The organism is Cohnella pontilimi (assembly GCF_005049045.1).
In the GTDB taxonomy this organism is placed as follows: domain Bacteria; phylum Bacillota; class Bacilli; order Paenibacillales; family Paenibacillaceae; genus Cohnella; species Cohnella pontilimi.
Window position 1 is genome coordinate 182,337 of the sequence record NZ_SUPK01000008.1, and the last position, 19,409, is coordinate 201,745.

The window sequence follows — 19,409 nt, forward strand, 5'->3', positions numbered from 1 at the left end:
TAGGAGGAAGACAATGTGAAAGCGGGGGATCATGATGACTTCCGGAATAGACTGCGCCATGCCGCTCACCGCCAAATCCGCCCAAGCGCTGGCAGCGCACGGATATCGATTTGCCGCCCGGTATCTGGTTCCTGCCGGCTATGATTGGAAACGGCTGACGCGCGCGGAAGCGGAGGCGATTACCGCGGCCGGCATGCAAATCGTATCTGTCTTCGAGACCGCGGCACGCCGTTCTGCCGGCGGAGCCTTGGCCGGCCACGCGGACGGCGCGTTGGCCTGCCGGGAAGCCCACACGGTCGGACAGCCGGCCGGGAGCGCTATTTATTTCGCCGTTGATTACGATGCCGGGCCGGAACAGTATGACGAAATTGAAGCGTACTTGAGAGCGGCCGCGGCCGAAGTGCCCGATTATCGAATCGGCGTCTACGGCTCCTATGCGGTCGTCGAGCAGATGGCCAAACGCAAGGTATGCAGTCATTTTTGGCAAACGCACGCCTGGAGCCGGGGGCGGAAGAGCCCTTTTGCGAATATTCATCAATACAAAACGAATGTCAGCGTAGACGGCATTGCGATGGATCTCAATCAGTCTTTCGGTCAAGAAGGATGGTGGAACACGAAAGCCGCCGCGTCCGACAACCGGCTGGACAAGGCGGACGCCGATGCCCTTGTCCGGATTTTGCAGGCGACATGGGCGGCTGCGAAGACACAGACGGACAAGGACGAGATTCATAGGCTCGCCAACGTCGTCCGCCGAGTCTCCGGTCAACCGGAAGTGAAGCCGTGACGTTGCTCAGTCGTTCTGCGGCTGCTCCGCCAATTTAAGTAAAAATCCAAACACGCCGACATAATACCCATAATCCCGCGATACGAATTCGGACGCCGTGACCGTTACGGTGTCCGGTTTTATTTTACCGCCCTCCAGAAGAACTCCCCTGGCTTCTACCGTCGTCCCCAAACCTTCCATCATGGCGATCAGACGAAGCGCATCCGCTTCGTACAACCCGCTCACTTCCTCTTCCTGCAGCCGGAACTGTCGCGGCTCCAACTCCGTAACCGCACCGAAAACGTGGCTGACCTCCCGGTCGATATAATGTTTGCCGCCGGCTTCTCCCGCAGCTTCTTCCCGGATCGTTCCGTAGGAGACAAGCTTCTCGAACGGAATGCGGACGCCGAGCTCCTCCTCCAACTCCCTAGAGGCTTCCCGCGGCGTTTCGCCTGCGGAAAGATGACCGGCCGCCGTGATGTCGTAGCCGCCCGGATTCGTATCCTTAGAGGCGGAACGCCGCTGAAACAAGATGCGGGCCCTGCCGTCCTCACCGCGCCTTACGAGCCAGCAATGAACGGTATGATGCCATAATCCTTTGGCATGCGTTTCTTCCCGCGTAGCCGTGCCGATCGGGTTGCCTAATTTGTCGTATACGTCGAATCGTTCCTCCGTGTGTTGATTCATGTCGGGAAGTCTCCTTTTTTGGTCGATACTGGAAAGGAATTTGACCGAAACCGTCGAATGTACAATAGCAAACCGATTCTGTCATTTGAATTGCGAGGGATGAACAATGTTTGGATCCGTGACATGGTGGACCGCGTTTTTCTTTATGTTGGCGCTGCTCATCAGCACACTCGCATCTTATACCATGTTCAACTTCCTGGGCAATTTGAAGCGGACGAACGGAACCTTCCGCCAGTTTTGGCTGAGCGGCGGAGCATTGGTATTCGGTGTGGGTATGTGGGCGAAGCATTTCGTGCTTGTGATCGCGGGCGACCAACCGCTATATTTTGGCTGGAATATGCCGATCAGCTTGTTTTTCATTATTTTCTTCTCCCTGATGGCCTTCGTCATGCTGACGTTTCACGAGGTATTCCGCTATCGTCTTCCGCTCGGCAGCGCCATTCTGGCGTTCGGGATCGGATTTATGACCTATTTCAGCTTTTTCGCCCAGCCGATCGATCACCTCTCTTTTCGGCCAGGCTATGTTCTGCTGTCGCTTTTCGCCTTGTTCACCGGCACTTTCGGTTCGTTCGTGACCGCGGAATGCCGGTTCCGGCTGCATTTGTGGGCTTCGAGCCTGCTGCTCGGTTTATCGGCCGTCATGGTCCAACTGCTGGGTATGAAAGCCATGGTCGCCGATTATTATTCGGAGCATTCGTCGGATGGGGTCAATCAGGATATCAATCTGCTTGCGTTAATTGTCGGTATTGGAGCCCTGTTCATCCTGATGCTCACGCTCGTCACGTGGTACGTGGATAAAAGACTCAATCAACTGGATGAACGATATCGGCTCGTGGTGGAAAATTCGTTGGACACGATCGCGATTTTCAAAGGGGACCGCTGGCGTTTCGTGAACGAGGCGGGCTTGAGAATGTTCGAGGCGGAAGAACCGCGGGATATGCTTGGCAAATCCATCTATTCCTTTCTTCCGGACGAAGGCCATGATACGGTTCGCATGAGGTTGAGCAGCCTGATTTTTACGGGAAGCGGCCGTCCGGTCGAACAGCAATGGCTTACGCTGAAGGGGAATATCATACATACCGAAGTGGTGGAAACGATCTCCACGCTCGATAACGAGCCGGCCATCCAGGTCATCATCCGGGACATTTCGGAACGTAAAAAAAATGAAGAGCTGCTCGTCAACTCCGAGAAGCTCTATGTAGCCGGCCAGCTGGCCGCAGGCATCGCGCACGAAATCCGCAATCCGCTGACTTCCCTGAAAGGTTTCCTACAGCTCATCGCCTCCGGCCGCAAAAACAACGGCACTTATTACGACATCATGAATTCGGAGCTCGACCGCATCGAAGACATCGTAAGCGAGCTGTTAATGCTGTCCAAGCCGCAGGTATACCAGCTTTCTTACCACGATCTGAGGGTCATGATGCGGGATACGGTGACGCTGCTGGAGACGCAGGCCATCCTGCATAATATTATGATCGAGGCCGAGTACGGCACGGAGCCGCTCTGGATTTACGGGGTCGAAAATCAAGTAAAGCAAGTTTTCATTAACGTCATCAAAAACGCCATCGAAGCGATGATCGACGGAGGGGCTATCCGGATCAAGCTCACGCGACAACTCGACACGGTGTCCGTCCGCTTTCAGGATGAAGGACCAGGCATCGACGAAGAGCATTTGGCCAAAATCGGACAACCTTTCTATACCACGAAGGAGAAAGGCACAGGTCTCGGTCTCATGGTCAGCTATAAAATCGTGGATAATCATCAAGGACGCATCCAGGTGAAGAGCGAGATCGGCCAAGGTACGCTGTTCGAAGTGATTCTCCCTTACCGTTATCCGGAGGAAGTGAGAAAAAGCAGCTGACCCGGGACAATCTCGGCTCTAAGCGGTGTAGTGCCTGCCGGTTCCCCGTCACCGTAAGCGAGCAGTGGTTCGGGGGCTTCCACAGTCACCTCTTGTCCGCTCAGCATCGTGACAAACCGGGAACGGACATGGCTGCCTCGCAGCACCGTGGGAAAAACGCGCAGAAGCTGCAGCACCGTACAATCGTGAACCACGCATACATGAAGCAGCCCGTCGTCTGACCGAGCATCCGGACAAATCTTGAGTCCTCCGCCGTAGGTGGGAAGATTCGCCACGGCAGTCAGCCAGGCGTTCGGGATTTCCCGGCGAACGCCGTCTATCGTAATCGTCATCGTTTGGGGCCGATACACCGCGAGCATGCGGATCAGACCGATGATGTACGCCAGCGGCCCGGCGCCCAAGCGGTTGCACCATTTTTTATAGCGCGATCCGTTCACGTCTTCGGCAACCGCGCCGTCCAAGCCGATGGCAACGGAGATCAAAGAAGGGTGGGAGTCGCTGTCGTCCCGCCATGTTTTCATGTAATCCGCCGGCTGGGCGTCACCCGCCAAGAGGACATCGAGCGCGGCGACCGGATCTTTCGGCAGCCGGAACGCGAGAGCCGTATCGTTGCCCGAACCGCAGGGGATGACGCCGATCGGCAGATTATACTCGATGGCCAGCGGCAAAATGCTGTGCAGCGTGCCGTCTCCGCCGACGGCGGCGACTGCCCGGACAGGCTGGTTCCGAATGATGTCCTCCGCCTGCCGAAGCGCTTCCTCCGAAGAAGCCCCGACAATTTTCGCAAATGTGATATTGCGCCGGTTCAGCTCATTTTCCACCGTGCGCCAAACCCGTTCCCCCCGGCCGTTGCCGGACCTTAAATTCACCACAAATAAGATCAAGCGCCTATGTTCCTCCTTGATGCCCATGACTTGATTACATTATAAGGACTGGAGTCGCATTGGGGAAGCGGATTCATGACACATCGTGTTATAATGAGTGGCAACCGACAGCCGGCTAGGAGGAACGCGTGTGTCCCATCTGCTGAAAAACTTAGACTCGTACACGCGCTGGGACGCCGAGGAGGTGGTGTCGCCATGACGGTTGGAGCGCGCGTGTTGAAAACAGGCCTCGCGGTGGCGGTCGCCCTATGGGTGGCCACCACGATTGCCGGATTTAATTCTCCGATCATATCCGCGGTGGCGGCGATTTTTACGATACAGCCTTCCATTTACCGGTCTTGGAAAGAGCTCCTCCAGCAGGTGCAAAGCAACATGCTGGGAGCGGCGGTCGCGGTGGCCGCCGTATGGTTGATCGGCAACAAGCCGATCGCGGTAGGGCTCGTATGCATTTGCGTTATCCTTCTGTGCCTCCGGTTGAAAGCCGAGGAAACGATCGGGCTGACGCTCGTGACGGTCGTCGTCATTATGGAAGCCCGCGGCCAGACCGGCTGGAACGTCGCGCTCGACCGGTTCGCGGCCATTATGACCGGGATGCTCTCCGCGTTCGCCGTCAATGTGGCGGTGGCGCCGCCGCGTCATCGCGAGCGGTTCGTTAAGCTCGTGCAGGATGCGCAGTCGTCACTGTCCCGCCTGCTGAGAACGGCCATATCGAACGAGCTCAAGGAAAACGTGTTCCGCGACGAGCTGAAACGTGTCAGAAAGCAGCTGCGGCAGCTGCAGGAATATTACGAGCTGTTTGCCGAGGAACGGGTTTGGAGAGCCGAAGCACGTGTGGCGCGGGGAAGGCTGCTCGTCGTTTATAAAGGCATGATGGCAGCTTTGGAACAAGGCCTCGCGCTGCTTGAGGCGGTCGAACAGCATTACTTCGCGATTCCCACGGCACAAGCGTGGAACCGTCTGATCGACCGGCAGATCGAGGCGCTGTGCGGATATCATGAACTGCTGATGTGGAAGTGGGAGGGGCAGTTGAAACCGGGCGCCAACGCTTCCGCACCTCCGGATGAGGCGACGGCGCTGCTGACCGACATGATCGCCGAGCGCTCCGAGCAGACGGACGCCGTCTCCCGCGCCAGGCTGCTTGTGTTGACGAGTTCCTTATTCTCGTACGAAGACCGGCTGCGCCGGCTGGACAAGCTCATCGAACGGTGGCTCCAACGAGAAGAGCCGGTGTCGATCGGCGAAATCGACCCAAGGGCATCCGACTGATGGATGCCCTTGCTTGTGTGGCAACGATTCACGGGATGAGCGGGCAATTAAGCTGTCGCACAGCCTTACTCACACGAACCTCTGCTCACCGTCGCCAATAACGGCAAAAAAGAAACCGACCGGCATCCCGGTCGGTTTAAGAGCGGTTCAAACGGCGGCGCGGGTGGGTGATTTTGCCTTCCGCCTTTTCCTCGCTGTCTTTTTGCGGCACGAGGCGCGGGTCGGTGCGGCCGTCGTGGTGGTTTTCGAAGCTGTATTCGATCAGCTGCCACTCGGTGTCGCCGAGCACCGGGTCCGCGGGAAACACGTCGCCTCGGGCCATCTCCATCTCGTAGCCCCACTCGTTCTTATAGACGCCGTCCACTTCCACATGTTCGCCGGACATCGGAAACATTTGACGCTTTTCTTCGCTCATCTATCAGCGCCTCCCGTCCTTATAATCCATGCTTCGGATAAGCGGCACGGTCGGCCCTGGACTGCATCTTGCTCGCTCGCTCTTTGCCGGCGCCGGTTTCGTCGGCGCGGGATTGGGCTGCGCTGGCCTTCTTCTGGCCTGCGGACGGCTGCTCGTCGGACATGATGCTGCCTCCTCACTTTCGGTTGCTTCCCGGATAGGGTGCCACACCGCCGCGCCGGTTATGCCGCAAGTCCGTTCCCGCAGCTCAGCCTCAGCCCAGCAGCCTCAATCCGCACGAAGGACATTCGACGTTCTCGTGCGTCACTTTTTCCCGGCACGCGGGACATTCGTCTTCGAAAGGCTCGTGCATGGCGCTCGCCGCGGCCGCTTCGTTACGGGTTGGTTCAGCCCCTTGTTCAGAACCGTTCGGGCGCAGAAAGGCGGGGGTATTAAACATCGCGTCCATCATTTCTTTCACTTCTTGAAAACGGCCCGACGGGTCGGACATCGCCCGAATGAGCACGAACATGCCGACAAGCAGAAACAGCAGAACTACGGAGGTGATCCCATATCCCCATATCGCGACAGCGGACATTTCCGCACCTCCTCAATCGGCTCCGTAACGGGCCTCCAGCTTTTTGCCGCCAAACCACATCACAAATAACAAGACAACCGCCACACCGATGCGCCAAGGCTGCTCGACCATCGCCTTCAGATCATAGCCGAGGAACGACAAAGTAAAGATCATGACGGCTTTGCCGAGTATAATGGCCGTCATAAATGTGTGAAGCGGCATTTTGGACAAGCCTGCCGATACGTTGACTAACGCCGAAGGAGAGAACGGGAAGCAGGACAGCAGAAAAATCGGCGTAAAGCCTTTCTGTTCCACCCACGTAAAGAAACGTTCTGTTTTCGGAAAACGCTGCCGAATGCGCTCCCCGTAACGGCGGCCGAACCACCGGGAAATCATGAATACCGCCATGGCGCCCAGACAGACGCCGATCCAGGAATAGAAAAAGCCGGGCCACAAGCCGTAGGCGGCGGAATTTCCGATGACGATCACAATTAACGGCAAAAAAGGCAGCAGCGCCTCCAAAAAGGGCAGAAAAATGCCGGGAAGTGGCCCCAAGGCGGAGTAGCGGTCCATCAGCGCCTGAATGTCTTCGAGTTTCAAATTTTTCAAATAGGCGCCCCAATGTTCCCAGTTCAGGGACAGCCAATCCGCCATATTCATCCGTTCTTCTCCTTCCCCGTTACGGAACAACCGGTTTCTCCCCCCGGAACAGCCGGAAAGGGAAAAACACGTAAAACAAGCTGATCAAAACGAACAACGTGCCCGCCACGCGCACGACCCAGGATTCACTGAACTGTGTGGCCAGCATTCCGCCCAGGTAAGGGCCGATCATGCCGCCTACTCCCTCCACGGTGGAGAACACGCCCCATCCGAGCCCTTGCTGCCCGGCCGGCACATAAGCCGCCAACAGTGCGTTCCAAGCCGGCAGCACGGCGGCGTAGGAGAGGCCCAAGATCAGCGCGCAGACCAATGCCAGGCCGATCGACGGCTGCCGGGTCATGGAATACAGCACGATGCCGAAAATGAGAAATCCGACGACCAGGAACCATTTTTTCCCCAAGCGGTCGGCCAACCGTCCCATCGGAATCAGACCGATCACCGTAAAAGCGCCGCCCACGGTGAGCAGCAATGAATATTGGCTGGGCGTCATGCCCAGACTGTGCGAGGCGAAAGTCGGCAAAATCGGAAGCAGCATGCCGGCGCCGAGCGTTTGCAGCACCATGCCCGGAAGCAGCACCTTCATCTCCCGAAGCCGCGAGCCCAGGATGGACAGCTGCTCTCGGAAAGGCACGCGGTCGATGTGCATCTCCCGGACGGAGACGAGCAAAAACGACAACACCCAAGCGGCGATCGAAATGCCGAGCAGCGTCCAATACGCCCAGCTGTAGCTGTAATCCAAAATAAAATTGATGACGACCGGCCCAGAGCCCATGCCTACCAGCCAGATCGTGTAGAGAAAGCCCATTTGCACGCCGCGGCTTTCTTCTTTAATGCGGGTCAGACAAACGATCCAAATCGGTGAAATCCCGATTCCGTACACAGCAGCTGCGGTGATAAACAGCCATGGCGTCTGCGCGTAGCCCAAAACGGCGATGCCGGCGAGCGAACATAACAGTCCGCCGTTCACGACCGTTCTCACTGAGAGCTTGTCCAGCAAATACCCGATTGCCAGCTTGAGCGCCGTGTCGGTTAAATAAGCGGCGGTGATCGCGGCGCCAATCACGTCCAGGTTCAGGCCCAGCGCCTTATGTCCGTAAATGGACAAGAAGCTGATCAACGCCGCGCCGCGGACAAATTCGACCAAAAAAAGAATGACGATATACAAAAGCATATGCGATTCGCGCAGTTGTTTGACCGGAGCTGTGTTCATGGACGGTACTCCTTCAAATGCATTACGTTATCAGCCCAATATCGTTTCGGAAGCCTCTGCTCATTATAGACAATCGCCGAATATTCGCCAAACAAAACCTGCTTGTCGTGTTTGGCGGCGATCCTTTTTCGGGTAGATACCGACCAGAGGGATGAGAAGGAGGACTTGGCATATGCAGTATACGAGGCTTGGACGTTCCGGCATGCGGGTATCCCGGCTATGCTTGGGTACGATGAATTTCGGCGTGGATACGGAAGAGCGGGAAGCTCACCGGATACTGGATGCGGCGCTTGATGCGGGTATTAACTTCATAGACACCGCGAACGGGTACGGGGGGATCAACTCGGGGTTGACGGAGGAAATTATCGGCCGCTGGTTCCGCCAAGGCAACGGCCGCCGCGAGCGCACCGTATTGGCGACCAAAGTGTACGGCCGGATGAACGATCCGCTCGATGGGCCGAACGCGGAAGCCGGGCTTTCGGCGTATAAAATCCGCCGTCATCTGGAAGGTTCTCTCCGGCGGTTGGGCACCGACCATGTCGAGCTGTATCAAATGCATCACATTGATCGCAGCGTAAGCTGGGATGAGATTTGGAGCGCGCTGCAACTGGCGCAGCAGCAGGGGAAGGTGGGTTATCTTGGCTCCAGCAACTTCGCCGCTTGGGACTTGGCCGTCGCCCAGGGAGAAGCGAAGGCTCGTGGCATGGTGGGGCTCGTCTCCGAGCAGCACAAGTACAACCTGCTGTGCCGTCTGCCGGAGCTGGAGGTGCTTCCCGCGTGCGAGGCACTGGGAATCGGGCTCATGGTGTGGGCGCCGCTCGAAGCCGGCTTGCTGGGCGGCAATGCGCTTCGTCCGGACGTGGGCTTACGCAGCGTACAGCAGCGGGAGCGCATTGAGCGGCACCGGGATCAGCTCATGGCGTTCACGAAGTTATGCGCGGAAATCGGCGAGAAGGAAGATGTCATCGCCATGGCCTGGCTCCTGCATCAACCGGCCGTGACCACGCCGATTCTCGGCTGCCGGACGCTCGAGCAATTCGAACGCAGCCTGCGCGCATTGGAAGTGAATCTGGATGCCGGCATAATGGCGCGCTTGGACGAAATCTTCCCCGGACCCGGGGGAGCCGCGCCGAAGGCGTACGCATGGTGACGGTCAGATCAACACGTTAAACAACAACGGATCCTTGTTCAGTTCCATGAACCGGAATCCTTTGGCCGTCATCCGGCCGATCAGCGGCTCGTAGTCCTCCCGGCTCTTCAATTCGATGCCGACGAGGGCCGGGCCGTTCTCTTTGTTATGCTTCTTGGTATATTCGAATTGAACGATGTCGTCGTTCGGACCGAGCACATCGTCGAGAAATTCCCGCAAGGCGCCAGCCCGCTGAGGGAAGTTAATCATAAAATAATGCTTGAGCCCTTCGTAGATCAAAGACCGCTCCTTGATCTCCTGCATCCGGTCATAATCGTTGTTCCCGCCGCTAATGAGGCAGACGACGTTTTTGCCTTTCAGCCGGTCCGGATCGATGCGCGACAGCGCGGCCACGGGCAAGGAGCCGGCCGGTTCGGCCACGATCGCATGTTCGTTGTACAGCTCCAAAATCGTAGAGCAGGCCAGCCCTTCCGGTACGGTGAGCACTTCATCGAGCAAGTCGCGGCAAATAGAGAACGTGAGCTCGCCGACTCGCTTGACCGCGGCGCCGTCCACGAACTTGTCGATCTCGTCGAGCGTCACGACTTCGCCTTGTTCAAAGGCGCGCAGCATGGAAGGCGCGCCTTCCGGCTCGACGCCGATAATTTCGGTGGAGGGGCTGACCTCTTTGACGTAGGAAGCTACGCCGGCCGCCAAGCCTCCGCCGCCGAGGCTCACAATCAGCATGTCCACCGGATGGACGCCGGCTTCGATAATTTCCTTGCCGACGGTGGCGTTGCCTGCGACGATGCGCGGGTCGTCGAACGGGTGGACGAACGGCAATCCTTCGCTTTCGCTGAGCCGGATGGCTTCCGCATAGGCGTCGTCGAAAGTGTCGCCGGTCAGACGCACTTCCACATAGTCGCCGCCGAACAGCTTCACCTGGTTAATTTTCTGCCTGGGCGTGGTGGCCGGCATGTAGATAATGCCGGGAATGCCCATCGCATGGCAAGAGAAGGCTACACCCTGAGCATGGTTGCCCGCACTCGCACAGACGACGCCGCGACGGCGTTCCTCTTCCGGCAGCGAAGAGATCAAGTTGTAGGCGCCGCGGATTTTGAACGATCGAACCACCTGCAAGTCCTCACGTTTCAGAAATACGTTACAATCATATTTAGCGGATAAGCCGCGGTTGGCTTGCAAAGGAGTCGGAACGATCACTTCCTGCAAAATCCGGTGAGCGTTCAGCACATCGGCAAGAGGAATTCGGGAATTGGATTCGGGGAACGGCATCGGATGCACCTTCCTTCGTGGCGTTAAACAATCATCGGGCGAAAATTTAAGGATATGAAAAAAGCTACTATTTCCTGATTAGGGTGTCAATCCGCCATTTGCGCCCAATTGTGAAAAATGGGGGTTTTATGTTTTGAAAAAGCTGTTCATCGGTCTGTTTCTGCTCCTCTTCTTCTGCGTTGCCGGGGCCGTAGGCACCCTGTATTATATCCGCCCGGACATCGGCCTGAACCTTGAGCACCGTCCGGTTCCGGTCAAGCAACGGGTACTGAGCATGGTCGAGAGAAGGTCCCTTGAGCTGGTGCTAACCGAAGAAGATATCAACAACGTGATCAAGGAATCTCTGTCCCGAAACCCGCGGAGAAGCAAAGACATTGAGGTTCAGGGAGCGCAGTTCAGCTTGTCCGGAAACATCCTCACGGCGGACTACAGCCTGAAATGGAAGCAGCGGGTGACCGCGGCTCTGCGCGTCACTTATCTTCTGTCGTGGAACGACCCGGATATTATAGGAACCGTAACGGATGTGAGGGTGAAGGACATCAGCCTGCCGACTTCCTTGGCGGAGAACATTGCCTTGCCGATCGGCGAACAGCTCCCGAAGCCGCTTAAAATCAAAAATGTGGCGTTCGGGGATCATGAGGTGAAAATCGCCTTCCAAAAGCCGACTCTTGAGGACTTAAGGCAACTGATCCGATAGCACGATCCAAACTTAAATTTTACTCAAAATTTGCTCGGCTTTCGTTGCCGGTTACCGGCAATTTCGCTATACTTATTGAAAGGTGAAGTAACGAAGCCTTTCTTTTTTTAAACAGTTCGGAAAGCGTTTACAACCACATATAATCCGTTGCGGGGAAAGCCGGGGTGCTCACGTTGCCGAGCGATGATTCATTTCAAAGGGAGAGGGGGAAAAAGATGACATGGTCGATAACTCGCCGTCTGTTTCGGACAGGAACGATTTTTGTTTTGTTCCTGGGCTGCAGCGCACTGCTGCAGCAGTCCGTCGAGGCGGCGGGAGGCATCGCACGGCCGGCCTCCGCGCAAGCGACCGTGGGCCCTTTTTCCTTGGCGGCCGCGTTAGGCATCGGGATCGCGATCGCCGTAGGAGCGGTAATCGCCTTCCTGCAAATGACGGCGAGAGGACGAGACCAGAAGGCCGCGGCCGTATGGACCGAAGCCGAACCTGCCATGTTGGCGGGGGCGGTCGCGGAGCCTCGGGATGAACCGTCGAGTTACACGATCCCCCTCGACATCGTGGGCCTGAAGCCGGCGTCTCCCGAGCCGGAAATTGCGGGGGAGCCGAGGGTATGCGGCGTGGACGGCGTCTTCGCCGGCAGCTGCTTTCGGCTTACGGGCGGGGGAGTGTCGATCGGCCGGGATCCGGCGGCATGCTCAGTGGTCTTCCCGGTTGAAATCGGAGAAGTAAGCCGCAGGCATTGCACGCTGACGTTCGAAGAAAGCCGCCGCTTGTTCCTGCTGGAGGATCACGGCTCCTCCAACGGTACGTATCTCCCGGGGGGCCGGCGTCTTGAGCCCGGGAAGCGTTACGAACTGCGCTCGGGAGAGCGCTTCTCGCTGTCCGGTTCGGTGCATTGGTTCGAGGTGCGGGAATGAGTTTTTCTTTTACCCCCGTCCGAAAAATGGTATACTGGGAAAGAGCAGGCAAAGATGATGTTCTGCCCCCTGTGGCGGAGAAATCGAAACTTGCAAGGGCGAACCGTATTCATGGGGTTCTCCGGGTGGCGTAATCGCCTCCGTGCCGGGCTTCTTTGCCGGGTGCCGGTGCGGAATCCATTCCACTGGGAGGGAATAGCATGGCCAAACGTAGCCACAACGAAGTTCAAGAAAGTTTGAGAGAACTGACGAGAATTTTTCGCCCTAAAGATCCGCGCAAGTTTGTAAAAGATTACATCCGGAAATATCGCATCACAGGTGGATATGAAGACGAATTGACCATGCTCGTGGAACGCGAGCTGGTTAAGTTAAACTCCCCGGCTTCCTAAGCCGAGGGCGGAGCCGACAAGAACCGGACGGGATCCGGCGCTGTGTCGGCTCTTTTTTTACTTTGATAACAGATGCGGGACGCAGTATGATGAGACCGGGTGAGATAACGTGAAAACATTGTTGCAGCTGAATACCATTTTTCTGAGCATGGTCATGGAGGCCATACCATTCATCCTGGTCGGCGTGCTCATTTCGGGGTTGATCCAGACGTTCGTGACCGAGCGATGGATTGCCCGGCTGATGCCGCGGAACCGCATCGTTTCGTCCTTGTTCGGCTGCGGTATCGGGGTGTTTTTTCCGTCCTGCGAATGCGGGATCGTTCCGATTACGAAACGGTTGATGAACAAAGGGGTTCCGCTGAATGCCGGCATCGCCTTCATGCTGACCGGACCGGTCATTAACCCGATCGTACTGTTCTCGACCTACGTGGCGTTCGGGAACGACTGGAACGTTGTGGCGATTCGTGCCGGAATGGCCGTGGCGGTCGCTTTCCTCGTATCCGTCATCGTCGGCTTCCTATTTCCCGATTTGCCGTTGCGCCAGCCGAAGGCGCAGTTGGAAGCCGCGGCGGCCATAGAGCCCGGTTACATGCCCGAGCCGGCGGCCAGACGGCCGGTCGGGACGCAAATCGCCGACGTATTCCGGCATGCAATCGACGAGTTTTTCTCCGTGGGTAAATATCTTGTGTTCGGAGCCTTCATCGCCGCGAGCATGCAGACGTTCATTCCGACTTCTTCGCTGCTTCATTTGGGAAACAATGAGATCACCGCGTCGCTGGTCATGCTGGGACTGGCATTTACGATGTCGCTATGTTCGGAAGCGGACGCGTTCATCGCTTCGTCTTTCCGCAGCACTTTCTCGATGGGAGCACTGTCCGCGTTTCTGGTGTACGGGCCGATGATCGACATTAAAAATACTTTGATGCTTATGGCGGCTTTCAAGGGTAAATTCGTCGCCGTGCTGATTGCCCTCGTCACCGTGTTCACGCTGATCGGATCTTTGATCGTCGGGAGGTTGGTCGGATGAGCCGATTTCTGATCCTGTTCGGGTTCGCATTGATGTTCACACTCATCCATGTAGAAGGTAACCTGAACAAATACATCAACACGAAATACGCCTACCTGTCGTTTACGGCCATTGCGCTGCTGTTTATTTTGAGCGCGTTCGAATTCGTTCGTTTCTATCGTCAGGAGAAAGAAGCGGAGGCCCGCAAACAAGCGGCCGTCGGGGAAATGGGCAGCGAGCACGAGCATGACCATGCGCATCATGATCACGCGCAACACGACCATGTGCATCACGTGCACTCGCTTCACGCACATGAGCATCATGGCCACGAGCACGCCGATCCTTACGGGCACGACCATGGGCATTCTCACGATGGCGGCCCCAGGTGGCAAAAGATGCTGAGTGTCGTCATTTTGATCGTCCCGATTTTCACCGGCATTTTCCTGCCTGTGCAGACGCTGGATTCCAGCTTTGTGAAAGCCAAAGGCTTCGCCTTCAAAGGGATCGACGTCTCGGCCGACAACCCCGGACAGCACCAGTTCCTCAAGCCGGACACGAGCGTGTATTACGGAAGCGACGGTTACGAAGAGGTGAAAAACCAGGAGCATTCCGAGTTTGCCGGCCTCAAGGAAATTCAACTGACGGATCAAAACTATTTGAAGGGCCTGGAGGTCATCTACAACTATCCCGGCGAATTTATGGGGCGGACGGTTTCATTCGACGGATTTGCGTACATCGGAGAACAAGCGGACGACCGCCACTATTTCGTTTTCCGATTCGGTTTCATTCATTGTGCCGCAGATTCGGGGGTTTTCGGGATGCTTGCCGAGTTTCCGAAAAATACGGTGTTGCAGAACGATGAATGGGTGCATGTTTCGGGTACGCTGACTTCGCAGTTATATCCACCCTTCAAACAAACGATTCCGGTCCTGAAAGTGACGGATTGGCACACCATTCCGGCGCCGAAAGATCCTTACGTATATCGCAATTACTAATATATATGGAAGAAAAAAGCTTAACGCGCCTGCGGTTCCGGTCCGACGCCTCCCGGCGAATCGCCGTCATGCTCGTAAAGCGGAACGGGTATTTCATGGCCCATCCCGAACATATACCGAACGAGCTGGTTAAATTGAGGCGTCACCTCGTTCAGCGAGCGGCCCGCCCAGGACAATTTGGCGAACTCCACCAGCTGGTTCACAAATTCGCGATTGCCCGAGACGTGAACCTCCTGTACGGTCGGATGCGCCCGGCGGATCGTGTCCCCGATCGTTTGCCGGAGCTCGCTGGATAAGTCGGAAACGTCTTTATGGGTAAAATAAGAATTGTAAGGGGTCGCGAGCTGGCGGTTATCCCATTTGGAGCTGCCGCTGTTGATGTCATATACGCCTTCCATCGTCCCGCTGTTGTCCTGCTCCGTGAGATTCCGGCCCCCGCGGGCTTTCGTTCCGGTAGCGGACCAGTCGGTCATGATGCCCACATAGGCGTTGCGGTCCGTGACGAAGACGAGCGCCGTGTAGATGCCGGGAAGCCCGGACACTCTCCGGGATAAATCCGCGCTGTATTCGAAGTACTGATTTTCGTGGCGGCCCGGATCGGCGGAGTAGTTGCCGAACGAGCGGACGCGCGCCGTTTTGGGATCGTCGCGCTGCCGGCTTCCGTAGTCCTGCAAGCTTTTTGAATGATAATCTTGGTAATTGCAGGCGGACATACAGCCGATCAGAACGAGTGCGCCGGTGAGGCGGGCAAGCCGGGACAAGAACATCGGACAACCCTCCTTGGGGGAATGAGCGAATGCGGTTGTTTGTAGCGTTTGCCCCCGGCGCGATTGTATGCGTCCTGTCCGGTACATAAAACGCTCCTCGTTTGGTAAAAAGATGAGAAAGGGAATGGAGGGTACTGTTCTCGGACGATGAGAGGAGCAGGTGGTTCCGACCGAAGGGTACAAGGCCTCGCCGGAAGCTCCGTGAAGCGGGAAATCCTTAGAACGGCGTGGATTTGACAGTTTTGAGAACAATTTGTGAACTCGGTTGTGAACATTGACAAACAGATGACCGAATCTTTATATTTGATTAGAGTGATTTAGGGTTCCGCGAAAACGTCAAATGGGGTTGATAAGATGAATCTGAAGTACGTTATGAAGCGCATCCTTCCGCTTTTGACGGGTTTGGCGCTGCTTTTGTCGGGTTGCGGACGGGCCGACCTTTCCGCACTGAATCCGCAAGGGCCGGTAGCGCAAAAGCAATACGATCTGATTAAACTTTCCATCAGTATCATGACGCTCGTCGTTGTGGTCGTATTTGCGATCTTGATTTATGTATTGATCAAATACCGTCGCCGGAAGGGCGACAAATCGATACCGAAGCAGGTGGAAGGAAACCACACGCTGGAAATTATCTGGACGGTTATTCCGCTCGTCCTTCTGCTCATCCTGGGCGTACCTACGATCCAAACAGTATTCGGCTTGGCCAAAGATTACTCTCACGACAAGAATGCCGTTCACGTGAAAGTGACGTCCCATCTTTACTGGTGGGAATTCGAATACACCGATTATGGCGTAACGACGGCACAAGAGCTGGTCGTTCCGACCAACAAGAAAATCTCTTTCGATCTGGTCTCGGCCGACGTGAAGCACTCCTTCTGGATCCCTTCGATCGGCGGTAAAATGGACACCAACCCGGGCCTGACCAACCGCATGTATCTGGAGTTCCCTAAGGAAGGCATCTACCGGGGCAAATGCGCGGAGCTTTGCGGACCTTCCCATTCCCTGATGGATTTCAAAGCGAAATCGGTCAGTCCCGAATCGTTCGATCGCTGGATTGCGGCTATGAAAGCTCCGGCTCAAGTTGCCGCAGACGCGCACATCCAGGAAACTTTCCGCGCCAAATGCTTGACCTGCCACGCGGTGGGCGATCAAGGCGCACATGCCGCTCCGAACTTGACGGGTGTCGGAGGCCGCGAAACGTTCGGCGGCATTCTGTACAACGACTCGGATCCGAATAACCGGGAACAAGTAACGGTTGACAACCTGAAAACGTGGATCACCGATCCGCAAAAGGTGAAGCCGGGCAACACGATGCCAAGCGCGAAAGACAACCAATTGACGCCCGAGGAAATCGACGGCATCGCCAAATATTTGGCGGGATATAAACTTAACTACTAATCAGGCGGGTAACGAAGGGGGTCCGAGAAGTTGTCTACACACGCTGCAAACACGGCACACGATGCCCATGCGCACACGCATACGGTCAAGCGTTACCGCGGCTTGATGGATTGGCTTACGACCGTAGACCATAAGAAGATCGGCATATTGTATTTGATCGCGGGATTTTTCTTTTTCCTCGTTGGCGGAGCGGAAGCGATCATGATCCGGATTCAGCTGCTTAAGCCGATGAACGATTTCGTCGCAGCCGATACGTTTAACGAATTACTTACGATGCACGGAACTACGATGATCTTCCTTGCGGCGATGCCGATGCTGTTCGCGCTCATGAATGCGGTCGTACCGCTTCAACTCGGCGCGCGCGACGTCGCCTTCCCGTTCCTGAACTCGCTCGGGTTCTGGACGTTCTTCGCCGGTGGTATTTTGCTGAATCTCGGCTGGTTCGACGCATCGGCTCCGGACGCCGGCTGGACGGCTTACGCTCCGCTGTCGGGTCCGACGTTTAATGGTTCACGGGCCATGGATTACTACGTTATCGGCTTGCAGATTGCAGGTATCGGTACGCTGCTCGGCGGCATCAACTTCATGGCGACGATCATCAACATGCGGGCGCCGGGCATGTCGTTCATGCGGATGCCGATGTTCACCTGGGCGATCTTCATTACGTCCGTGCTGATCGTATTCGCTTTCCCGGTACTTACGGTAGGATTGGTCGCATTGATGTTCGACCGGTTGTTCGGGGCGAATTTCTTCGAATCCGGCACCGGCGGTAACGAAGTGCTTTGGGAGCATATCTTCTGGATATTCGGTCACCCTGAGGTGTATATCTTGATCCTGCCGGCATTCGGTGTCATCTCCGAAGTCGTCAGCACATTCTCCCGTAAACGTTTGTTCGGTTACAGCTCCATGGTGTTCGCCCTCGTGCTGATCGCCTTCCTGGGCTTCATGGTATGGGCTCACCACATGTTCGCCACAGGCCTCGGCCCGGTTGCGAACGCGTTGTTCTCCATCGGTACGATGCTGATTGCGGTGCCGACAGGGGTCAAGATTTTCAACTGGCTGTTCACGTTGTGGGGCGGTTCGATCAGATATACGACCGCGATGCTGTTCGCCGTCGGCTTCATTCCGACCTTCGTCATGGGCGGCGTTACGGGCGTTATGCTCGCATCAGCGCCGGCCGACTACCAGTATCATGACAGTTATTTTGTCGTCGCTCACTTCCACTACGTTATCGTGGGCGGTTTGATTCTCGGTATTTTCGCCGGTCTTCATTACTGGTGGCCGAAAATGTTCGGCCGTCATCTCAACGAAGGTCTCGGCAAACTCACGTTCTGGACGTTCTTTATCGGTTTCCATTTGACTTTCTTCGTGCAGCATTTCCTCGGCTTGCTGGGGATGCCGCGCCGGGTTTGGACTTATTTGCCGAACCAGGGTCTGGACAATATGAACCTCATCAGCTCGATCGGCGCGTTCCTCATGGGGATCGGCACCATCGTATTCGTAACGAACGTCATTATCACTTGGCTGAAACCGCGCAACGCGGAAGCCGACGCATGGGAAGACGGACGTTCTTTGGAATGGACGATCCCGTCGCCGCCGCCGGAGTATAACTTCAAGCAAACCCCGCTCGTACGCGGCGCTGATGCCTGGTGGAAAGAGAAGATGGACGGCAAAACGGAAATGACGCCTGCCGAGCCGGTCGGTCCGATCCATATGCCTTCTCCGTCGATTCTTCCGCTGATTATGAGTATCGGATTGTTTATCGCCGGTTTCGGATTCATGTACGACAATCTGCTGGCGACGATCGGCGGTCTTGCGGTCACGTTCGCCTGCATGTTCCTCCGCTCGGTGTTTGACGATCACGGCTTCCACATCGACCCGGAACATGAGGAGGTGCACGCATGAGCGCACATCAACACGCAGAAGGCCATCTTCCGCACGAACCGGAGAAAGCCACATTAGAAGGCCGCAATAAAATTTTGGGCTTCTGGATTTTCCTCGGAGCGGAAACCGTACTGTTCGGAACGCTGTTCTCCGCATTCATCGCCCTTCGCCACCAGGTGCTCGACGGTCCGCATCCGTCGCACCTGTTCGAACTGCCGATGATATTCGCGGCCACGATGATCCTGCTCACATCCAGCCTAATGAGTGTGTTCGCCGTTCAGGCCATGCACAATAATAAGGTGAAGGCCATGATCGGATGGCTGCTCGTGACGATTTTGCTCGGCCTCGCGTTCTTGGGCTTGGAGATTACCGAGTTCAACACTTACGTGTCCGAAGGACATAACATGAAGACGAGCGCCTTCAGCTCATCGTTCTATACGCTGGTCGGCTTCCACGGGGCACACGTCGCTTTCGGCGTTCTGTGGATCGGACTGCTGATTACGCAGATTTTCAAAAAAGGTTTGACGGTCGTAACCGCGCCGAAAATTTATTTGTCCGCCATCTACTGGCACTTTATCGACGTCGTATGGGTGTTCATCTTCACCGTAGTGTACTTGATGGGAAAGGTGGGATAA

General features: G+C 56.2%; 21 protein-coding genes. 12 read left to right on the forward strand and 9 right to left on the reverse strand.

What is annotated here, in order from left to right:
- Positions 1–31 precede the first annotated feature (31 nt).
- Complete coding sequence (locus tag E5161_RS16635; RefSeq protein WP_246042354.1) at positions 32–784, forward strand: DUF1906 domain-containing protein; 753 nt, start codon at positions 32–34, stop codon at positions 782–784.
- A gap of 6 nt (positions 785–790) precedes the next feature.
- On the opposite strand, the gene E5161_RS16640 is transcribed toward E5161_RS16635, so the two are convergent.
- Entirely contained in the window at positions 791–1,450 is a 660-nt protein-coding gene (locus E5161_RS16640) for an NUDIX hydrolase (protein ID WP_136778962.1), read from the reverse strand.
- A 106-nt stretch (positions 1,451–1,556) separates the two neighbouring features.
- Here E5161_RS16640 and E5161_RS16645 point away from each other — a divergent pair, with 106 nt between their 5' ends.
- Positions 1,557–3,311, forward strand: coding sequence for an ATP-binding protein (locus E5161_RS16645; RefSeq protein WP_136778963.1), 1,755 nt, complete (start codon positions 1,557–1,559; stop codon positions 3,309–3,311).
- Here the strand turns inward: E5161_RS16645 and E5161_RS16650 are convergent.
- Positions 3,281–4,195, reverse strand: a complete 915-nt coding sequence (locus E5161_RS16650; protein WP_169306736.1) for a diacylglycerol/lipid kinase family protein — start codon at positions 4,193–4,195, stop codon at positions 3,281–3,283. The genes E5161_RS16645 and E5161_RS16650 overlap by 31 nt on opposite strands.
- A gap of 195 nt (positions 4,196–4,390) precedes the next feature.
- Between E5161_RS16650 and E5161_RS16655 the strand changes: the two genes are divergently transcribed.
- Positions 4,391–5,461: an FUSC family protein gene (locus E5161_RS16655; protein WP_136778965.1), complete on the forward strand. Its 1,071-nt coding sequence runs from the start codon at positions 4,391–4,393 to the stop codon at positions 5,459–5,461.
- 136 nt (positions 5,462–5,597) lie between these two features.
- Here E5161_RS16655 and E5161_RS16660 read toward each other — a convergent pair whose 3' ends face one another.
- The 5 genes from E5161_RS16660 to E5161_RS16675 all read right to left on the reverse strand — a co-directional run bounded on the left by E5161_RS16660 (position 5,598) and on the right by E5161_RS16675 (position 8,302).
- Positions 5,598–5,876: a transposase gene (locus E5161_RS16660; protein ID WP_136778966.1), complete on the reverse strand. Its 279-nt coding sequence runs from the start codon at positions 5,874–5,876 to the stop codon at positions 5,598–5,600.
- Positions 5,877–5,895: 19 nt separating this feature from the next.
- On the reverse strand, positions 5,896–6,039 hold the full coding sequence (locus E5161_RS20895) for a hypothetical protein (protein ID WP_169306737.1): 144 nt from the start codon (positions 6,037–6,039) through the stop codon (positions 5,896–5,898).
- Between the two features lie 90 nt (positions 6,040–6,129).
- On the reverse strand, positions 6,130–6,453 hold the full coding sequence (locus E5161_RS16665; protein ID WP_136778967.1) for a hypothetical protein: 324 nt from the start codon (positions 6,451–6,453) through the stop codon (positions 6,130–6,132).
- A 12-nt stretch (positions 6,454–6,465) separates the two neighbouring features.
- Positions 6,466–7,092, reverse strand: coding sequence for a TVP38/TMEM64 family protein (locus E5161_RS16670; protein WP_342773880.1), 627 nt, complete (start codon positions 7,090–7,092; stop codon positions 6,466–6,468).
- A gap of 19 nt (positions 7,093–7,111) precedes the next feature.
- The gene (locus tag E5161_RS16675; protein WP_136778968.1) at positions 7,112–8,302 is read right to left on the reverse strand and encodes an MFS transporter; all 1,191 of its coding nucleotides are present in this window, start codon (positions 8,300–8,302) and stop codon (positions 7,112–7,114) included.
- Between the two features lie 172 nt (positions 8,303–8,474).
- On the opposite strand from E5161_RS16675, the gene E5161_RS16680 reads away from it, so the two are divergent.
- Positions 8,475–9,452: an aldo/keto reductase gene (locus tag E5161_RS16680; RefSeq protein ID WP_136778969.1), complete on the forward strand. Its 978-nt coding sequence runs from the start codon at positions 8,475–8,477 to the stop codon at positions 9,450–9,452.
- A 3-nt stretch (positions 9,453–9,455) separates the two neighbouring features.
- On the opposite strand, the gene ilvA is transcribed toward E5161_RS16680, so the two are convergent.
- Positions 9,456–10,724 carry a threonine ammonia-lyase IlvA gene (gene ilvA / locus E5161_RS16685; protein WP_136778970.1) on the reverse strand — a complete coding sequence of 423 codons (1,269 nt, stop codon included), beginning with the start codon at positions 10,722–10,724 and terminating at the stop codon, positions 9,456–9,458.
- A gap of 133 nt (positions 10,725–10,857) precedes the next feature.
- On the opposite strand from ilvA, the gene E5161_RS16690 reads away from it, so the two are divergent.
- The 5 genes from E5161_RS16690 to E5161_RS16710 all read left to right on the forward strand — a co-directional run bounded on the left by E5161_RS16690 (position 10,858) and on the right by E5161_RS16710 (position 14,725).
- Complete coding sequence (locus E5161_RS16690; RefSeq protein WP_136778971.1) at positions 10,858–11,421, forward strand: hypothetical protein; 564 nt, start codon at positions 10,858–10,860, stop codon at positions 11,419–11,421.
- A 215-nt stretch (positions 11,422–11,636) separates the two neighbouring features.
- On the forward strand, positions 11,637–12,335 hold the full coding sequence (locus E5161_RS21000) for an FHA domain-containing protein (RefSeq protein ID WP_211246753.1): 699 nt from the start codon (positions 11,637–11,639) through the stop codon (positions 12,333–12,335).
- Positions 12,336–12,535: 200 nt separating this feature from the next.
- A complete protein-coding gene (locus tag E5161_RS16700; protein ID WP_136778972.1) occupies positions 12,536–12,724 on the forward strand; it encodes a hypothetical protein in 189 nt (62 codons plus the stop codon).
- A 109-nt stretch (positions 12,725–12,833) separates the two neighbouring features.
- Entirely contained in the window at positions 12,834–13,751 is a 918-nt protein-coding gene (locus E5161_RS16705; protein ID WP_136778973.1) for a permease, read from the forward strand.
- A complete protein-coding gene (locus E5161_RS16710; protein WP_136778974.1) occupies positions 13,748–14,725 on the forward strand; it encodes a TIGR03943 family putative permease subunit in 978 nt (325 codons plus the stop codon). Before E5161_RS16705 ends, E5161_RS16710 begins: the two co-directional genes overlap by 4 nt.
- A 20-nt stretch (positions 14,726–14,745) precedes the next feature.
- Here E5161_RS16710 and E5161_RS16715 read toward each other — a convergent pair whose 3' ends face one another.
- On the reverse strand, positions 14,746–15,492 hold the full coding sequence (locus E5161_RS16715; protein ID WP_136778975.1) for a hypothetical protein: 747 nt from the start codon (positions 15,490–15,492) through the stop codon (positions 14,746–14,748).
- A 354-nt stretch (positions 15,493–15,846) separates the two neighbouring features.
- Between E5161_RS16715 and coxB the strand changes: the two genes are divergently transcribed.
- From coxB to E5161_RS16730, 3 genes are all read left to right on the forward strand, one after another.
- Complete coding sequence (gene coxB, locus E5161_RS16720; protein WP_246042356.1) at positions 15,847–16,890, forward strand: cytochrome c oxidase subunit II; 1,044 nt, start codon at positions 15,847–15,849, stop codon at positions 16,888–16,890.
- 105 nt (positions 16,891–16,995) lie between these two features.
- Positions 16,996–18,795: a cytochrome c oxidase subunit I gene (gene ctaD, locus E5161_RS16725; RefSeq protein WP_136779083.1), complete on the forward strand. Its 1,800-nt coding sequence runs from the start codon at positions 16,996–16,998 to the stop codon at positions 18,793–18,795.
- A complete protein-coding gene (locus E5161_RS16730; protein WP_136778976.1) occupies positions 18,792–19,409 on the forward strand; it encodes a cytochrome (ubi)quinol oxidase subunit III in 618 nt (205 codons plus the stop codon). Before ctaD ends, E5161_RS16730 begins: the two co-directional genes overlap by 4 nt.

What these genes read in the sequence shown, in the direction of transcription:
- E5161_RS16635 (WP_246042354.1), top strand. Translation starts at nt 32, where the DNA reads ATGATGACTTCCGGAATAGACTGCGCCATGCCGCTCACCGCCAAATCC.
- E5161_RS16640 (WP_136778962.1), bottom strand. Translation starts at nt 1,450, where the DNA reads ATGAATCAACACACGGAGGAACGATTCGACGTATACGACAAATTAGGC.
- E5161_RS16645 (WP_136778963.1), top strand. Translation starts at nt 1,557, where the DNA reads ATGTTTGGATCCGTGACATGGTGGACCGCGTTTTTCTTTATGTTGGCG.
- E5161_RS16655 (WP_136778965.1), top strand. Translation starts at nt 4,391, where the DNA reads ATGACGGTTGGAGCGCGCGTGTTGAAAACAGGCCTCGCGGTGGCGGTC.
- E5161_RS16660 (WP_136778966.1), bottom strand. Translation starts at nt 5,876, where the DNA reads ATGAGCGAAGAAAAGCGTCAAATGTTTCCGATGTCCGGCGAACATGTG.
- E5161_RS20895 (WP_169306737.1), bottom strand. Translation starts at nt 6,039, where the DNA reads ATGTCCGACGAGCAGCCGTCCGCAGGCCAGAAGAAGGCCAGCGCAGCC.
- E5161_RS16665 (WP_136778967.1), bottom strand. Translation starts at nt 6,453, where the DNA reads ATGTCCGCTGTCGCGATATGGGGATATGGGATCACCTCCGTAGTTCTG.
- E5161_RS16670 (WP_342773880.1), bottom strand. Translation starts at nt 7,092, where the DNA reads ATGAATATGGCGGATTGGCTGTCCCTGAACTGGGAACATTGGGGCGCC.
- E5161_RS16675 (WP_136778968.1), bottom strand. Translation starts at nt 8,302, where the DNA reads ATGAACACAGCTCCGGTCAAACAACTGCGCGAATCGCATATGCTTTTG.
- E5161_RS16680 (WP_136778969.1), top strand. Translation starts at nt 8,475, where the DNA reads ATGCAGTATACGAGGCTTGGACGTTCCGGCATGCGGGTATCCCGGCTA.
- ilvA (WP_136778970.1), bottom strand. Translation starts at nt 10,724, where the DNA reads ATGCCGTTCCCCGAATCCAATTCCCGAATTCCTCTTGCCGATGTGCTG.
- E5161_RS21000 (WP_211246753.1), top strand. Translation starts at nt 11,637, where the DNA reads ATGACATGGTCGATAACTCGCCGTCTGTTTCGGACAGGAACGATTTTT.
- E5161_RS16700 (WP_136778972.1), top strand. Translation starts at nt 12,536, where the DNA reads ATGGCCAAACGTAGCCACAACGAAGTTCAAGAAAGTTTGAGAGAACTG.
- E5161_RS16710 (WP_136778974.1), top strand. Translation starts at nt 13,748, where the DNA reads ATGAGCCGATTTCTGATCCTGTTCGGGTTCGCATTGATGTTCACACTC.
- E5161_RS16715 (WP_136778975.1), bottom strand. Translation starts at nt 15,492, where the DNA reads ATGTTCTTGTCCCGGCTTGCCCGCCTCACCGGCGCACTCGTTCTGATC.
- coxB (WP_246042356.1), top strand. Translation starts at nt 15,847, where the DNA reads ATGAATCTGAAGTACGTTATGAAGCGCATCCTTCCGCTTTTGACGGGT.
- ctaD (WP_136779083.1), top strand. Translation starts at nt 16,996, where the DNA reads ATGGATTGGCTTACGACCGTAGACCATAAGAAGATCGGCATATTGTAT.
- E5161_RS16730 (WP_136778976.1), top strand. Translation starts at nt 18,792, where the DNA reads ATGAGCGCACATCAACACGCAGAAGGCCATCTTCCGCACGAACCGGAG.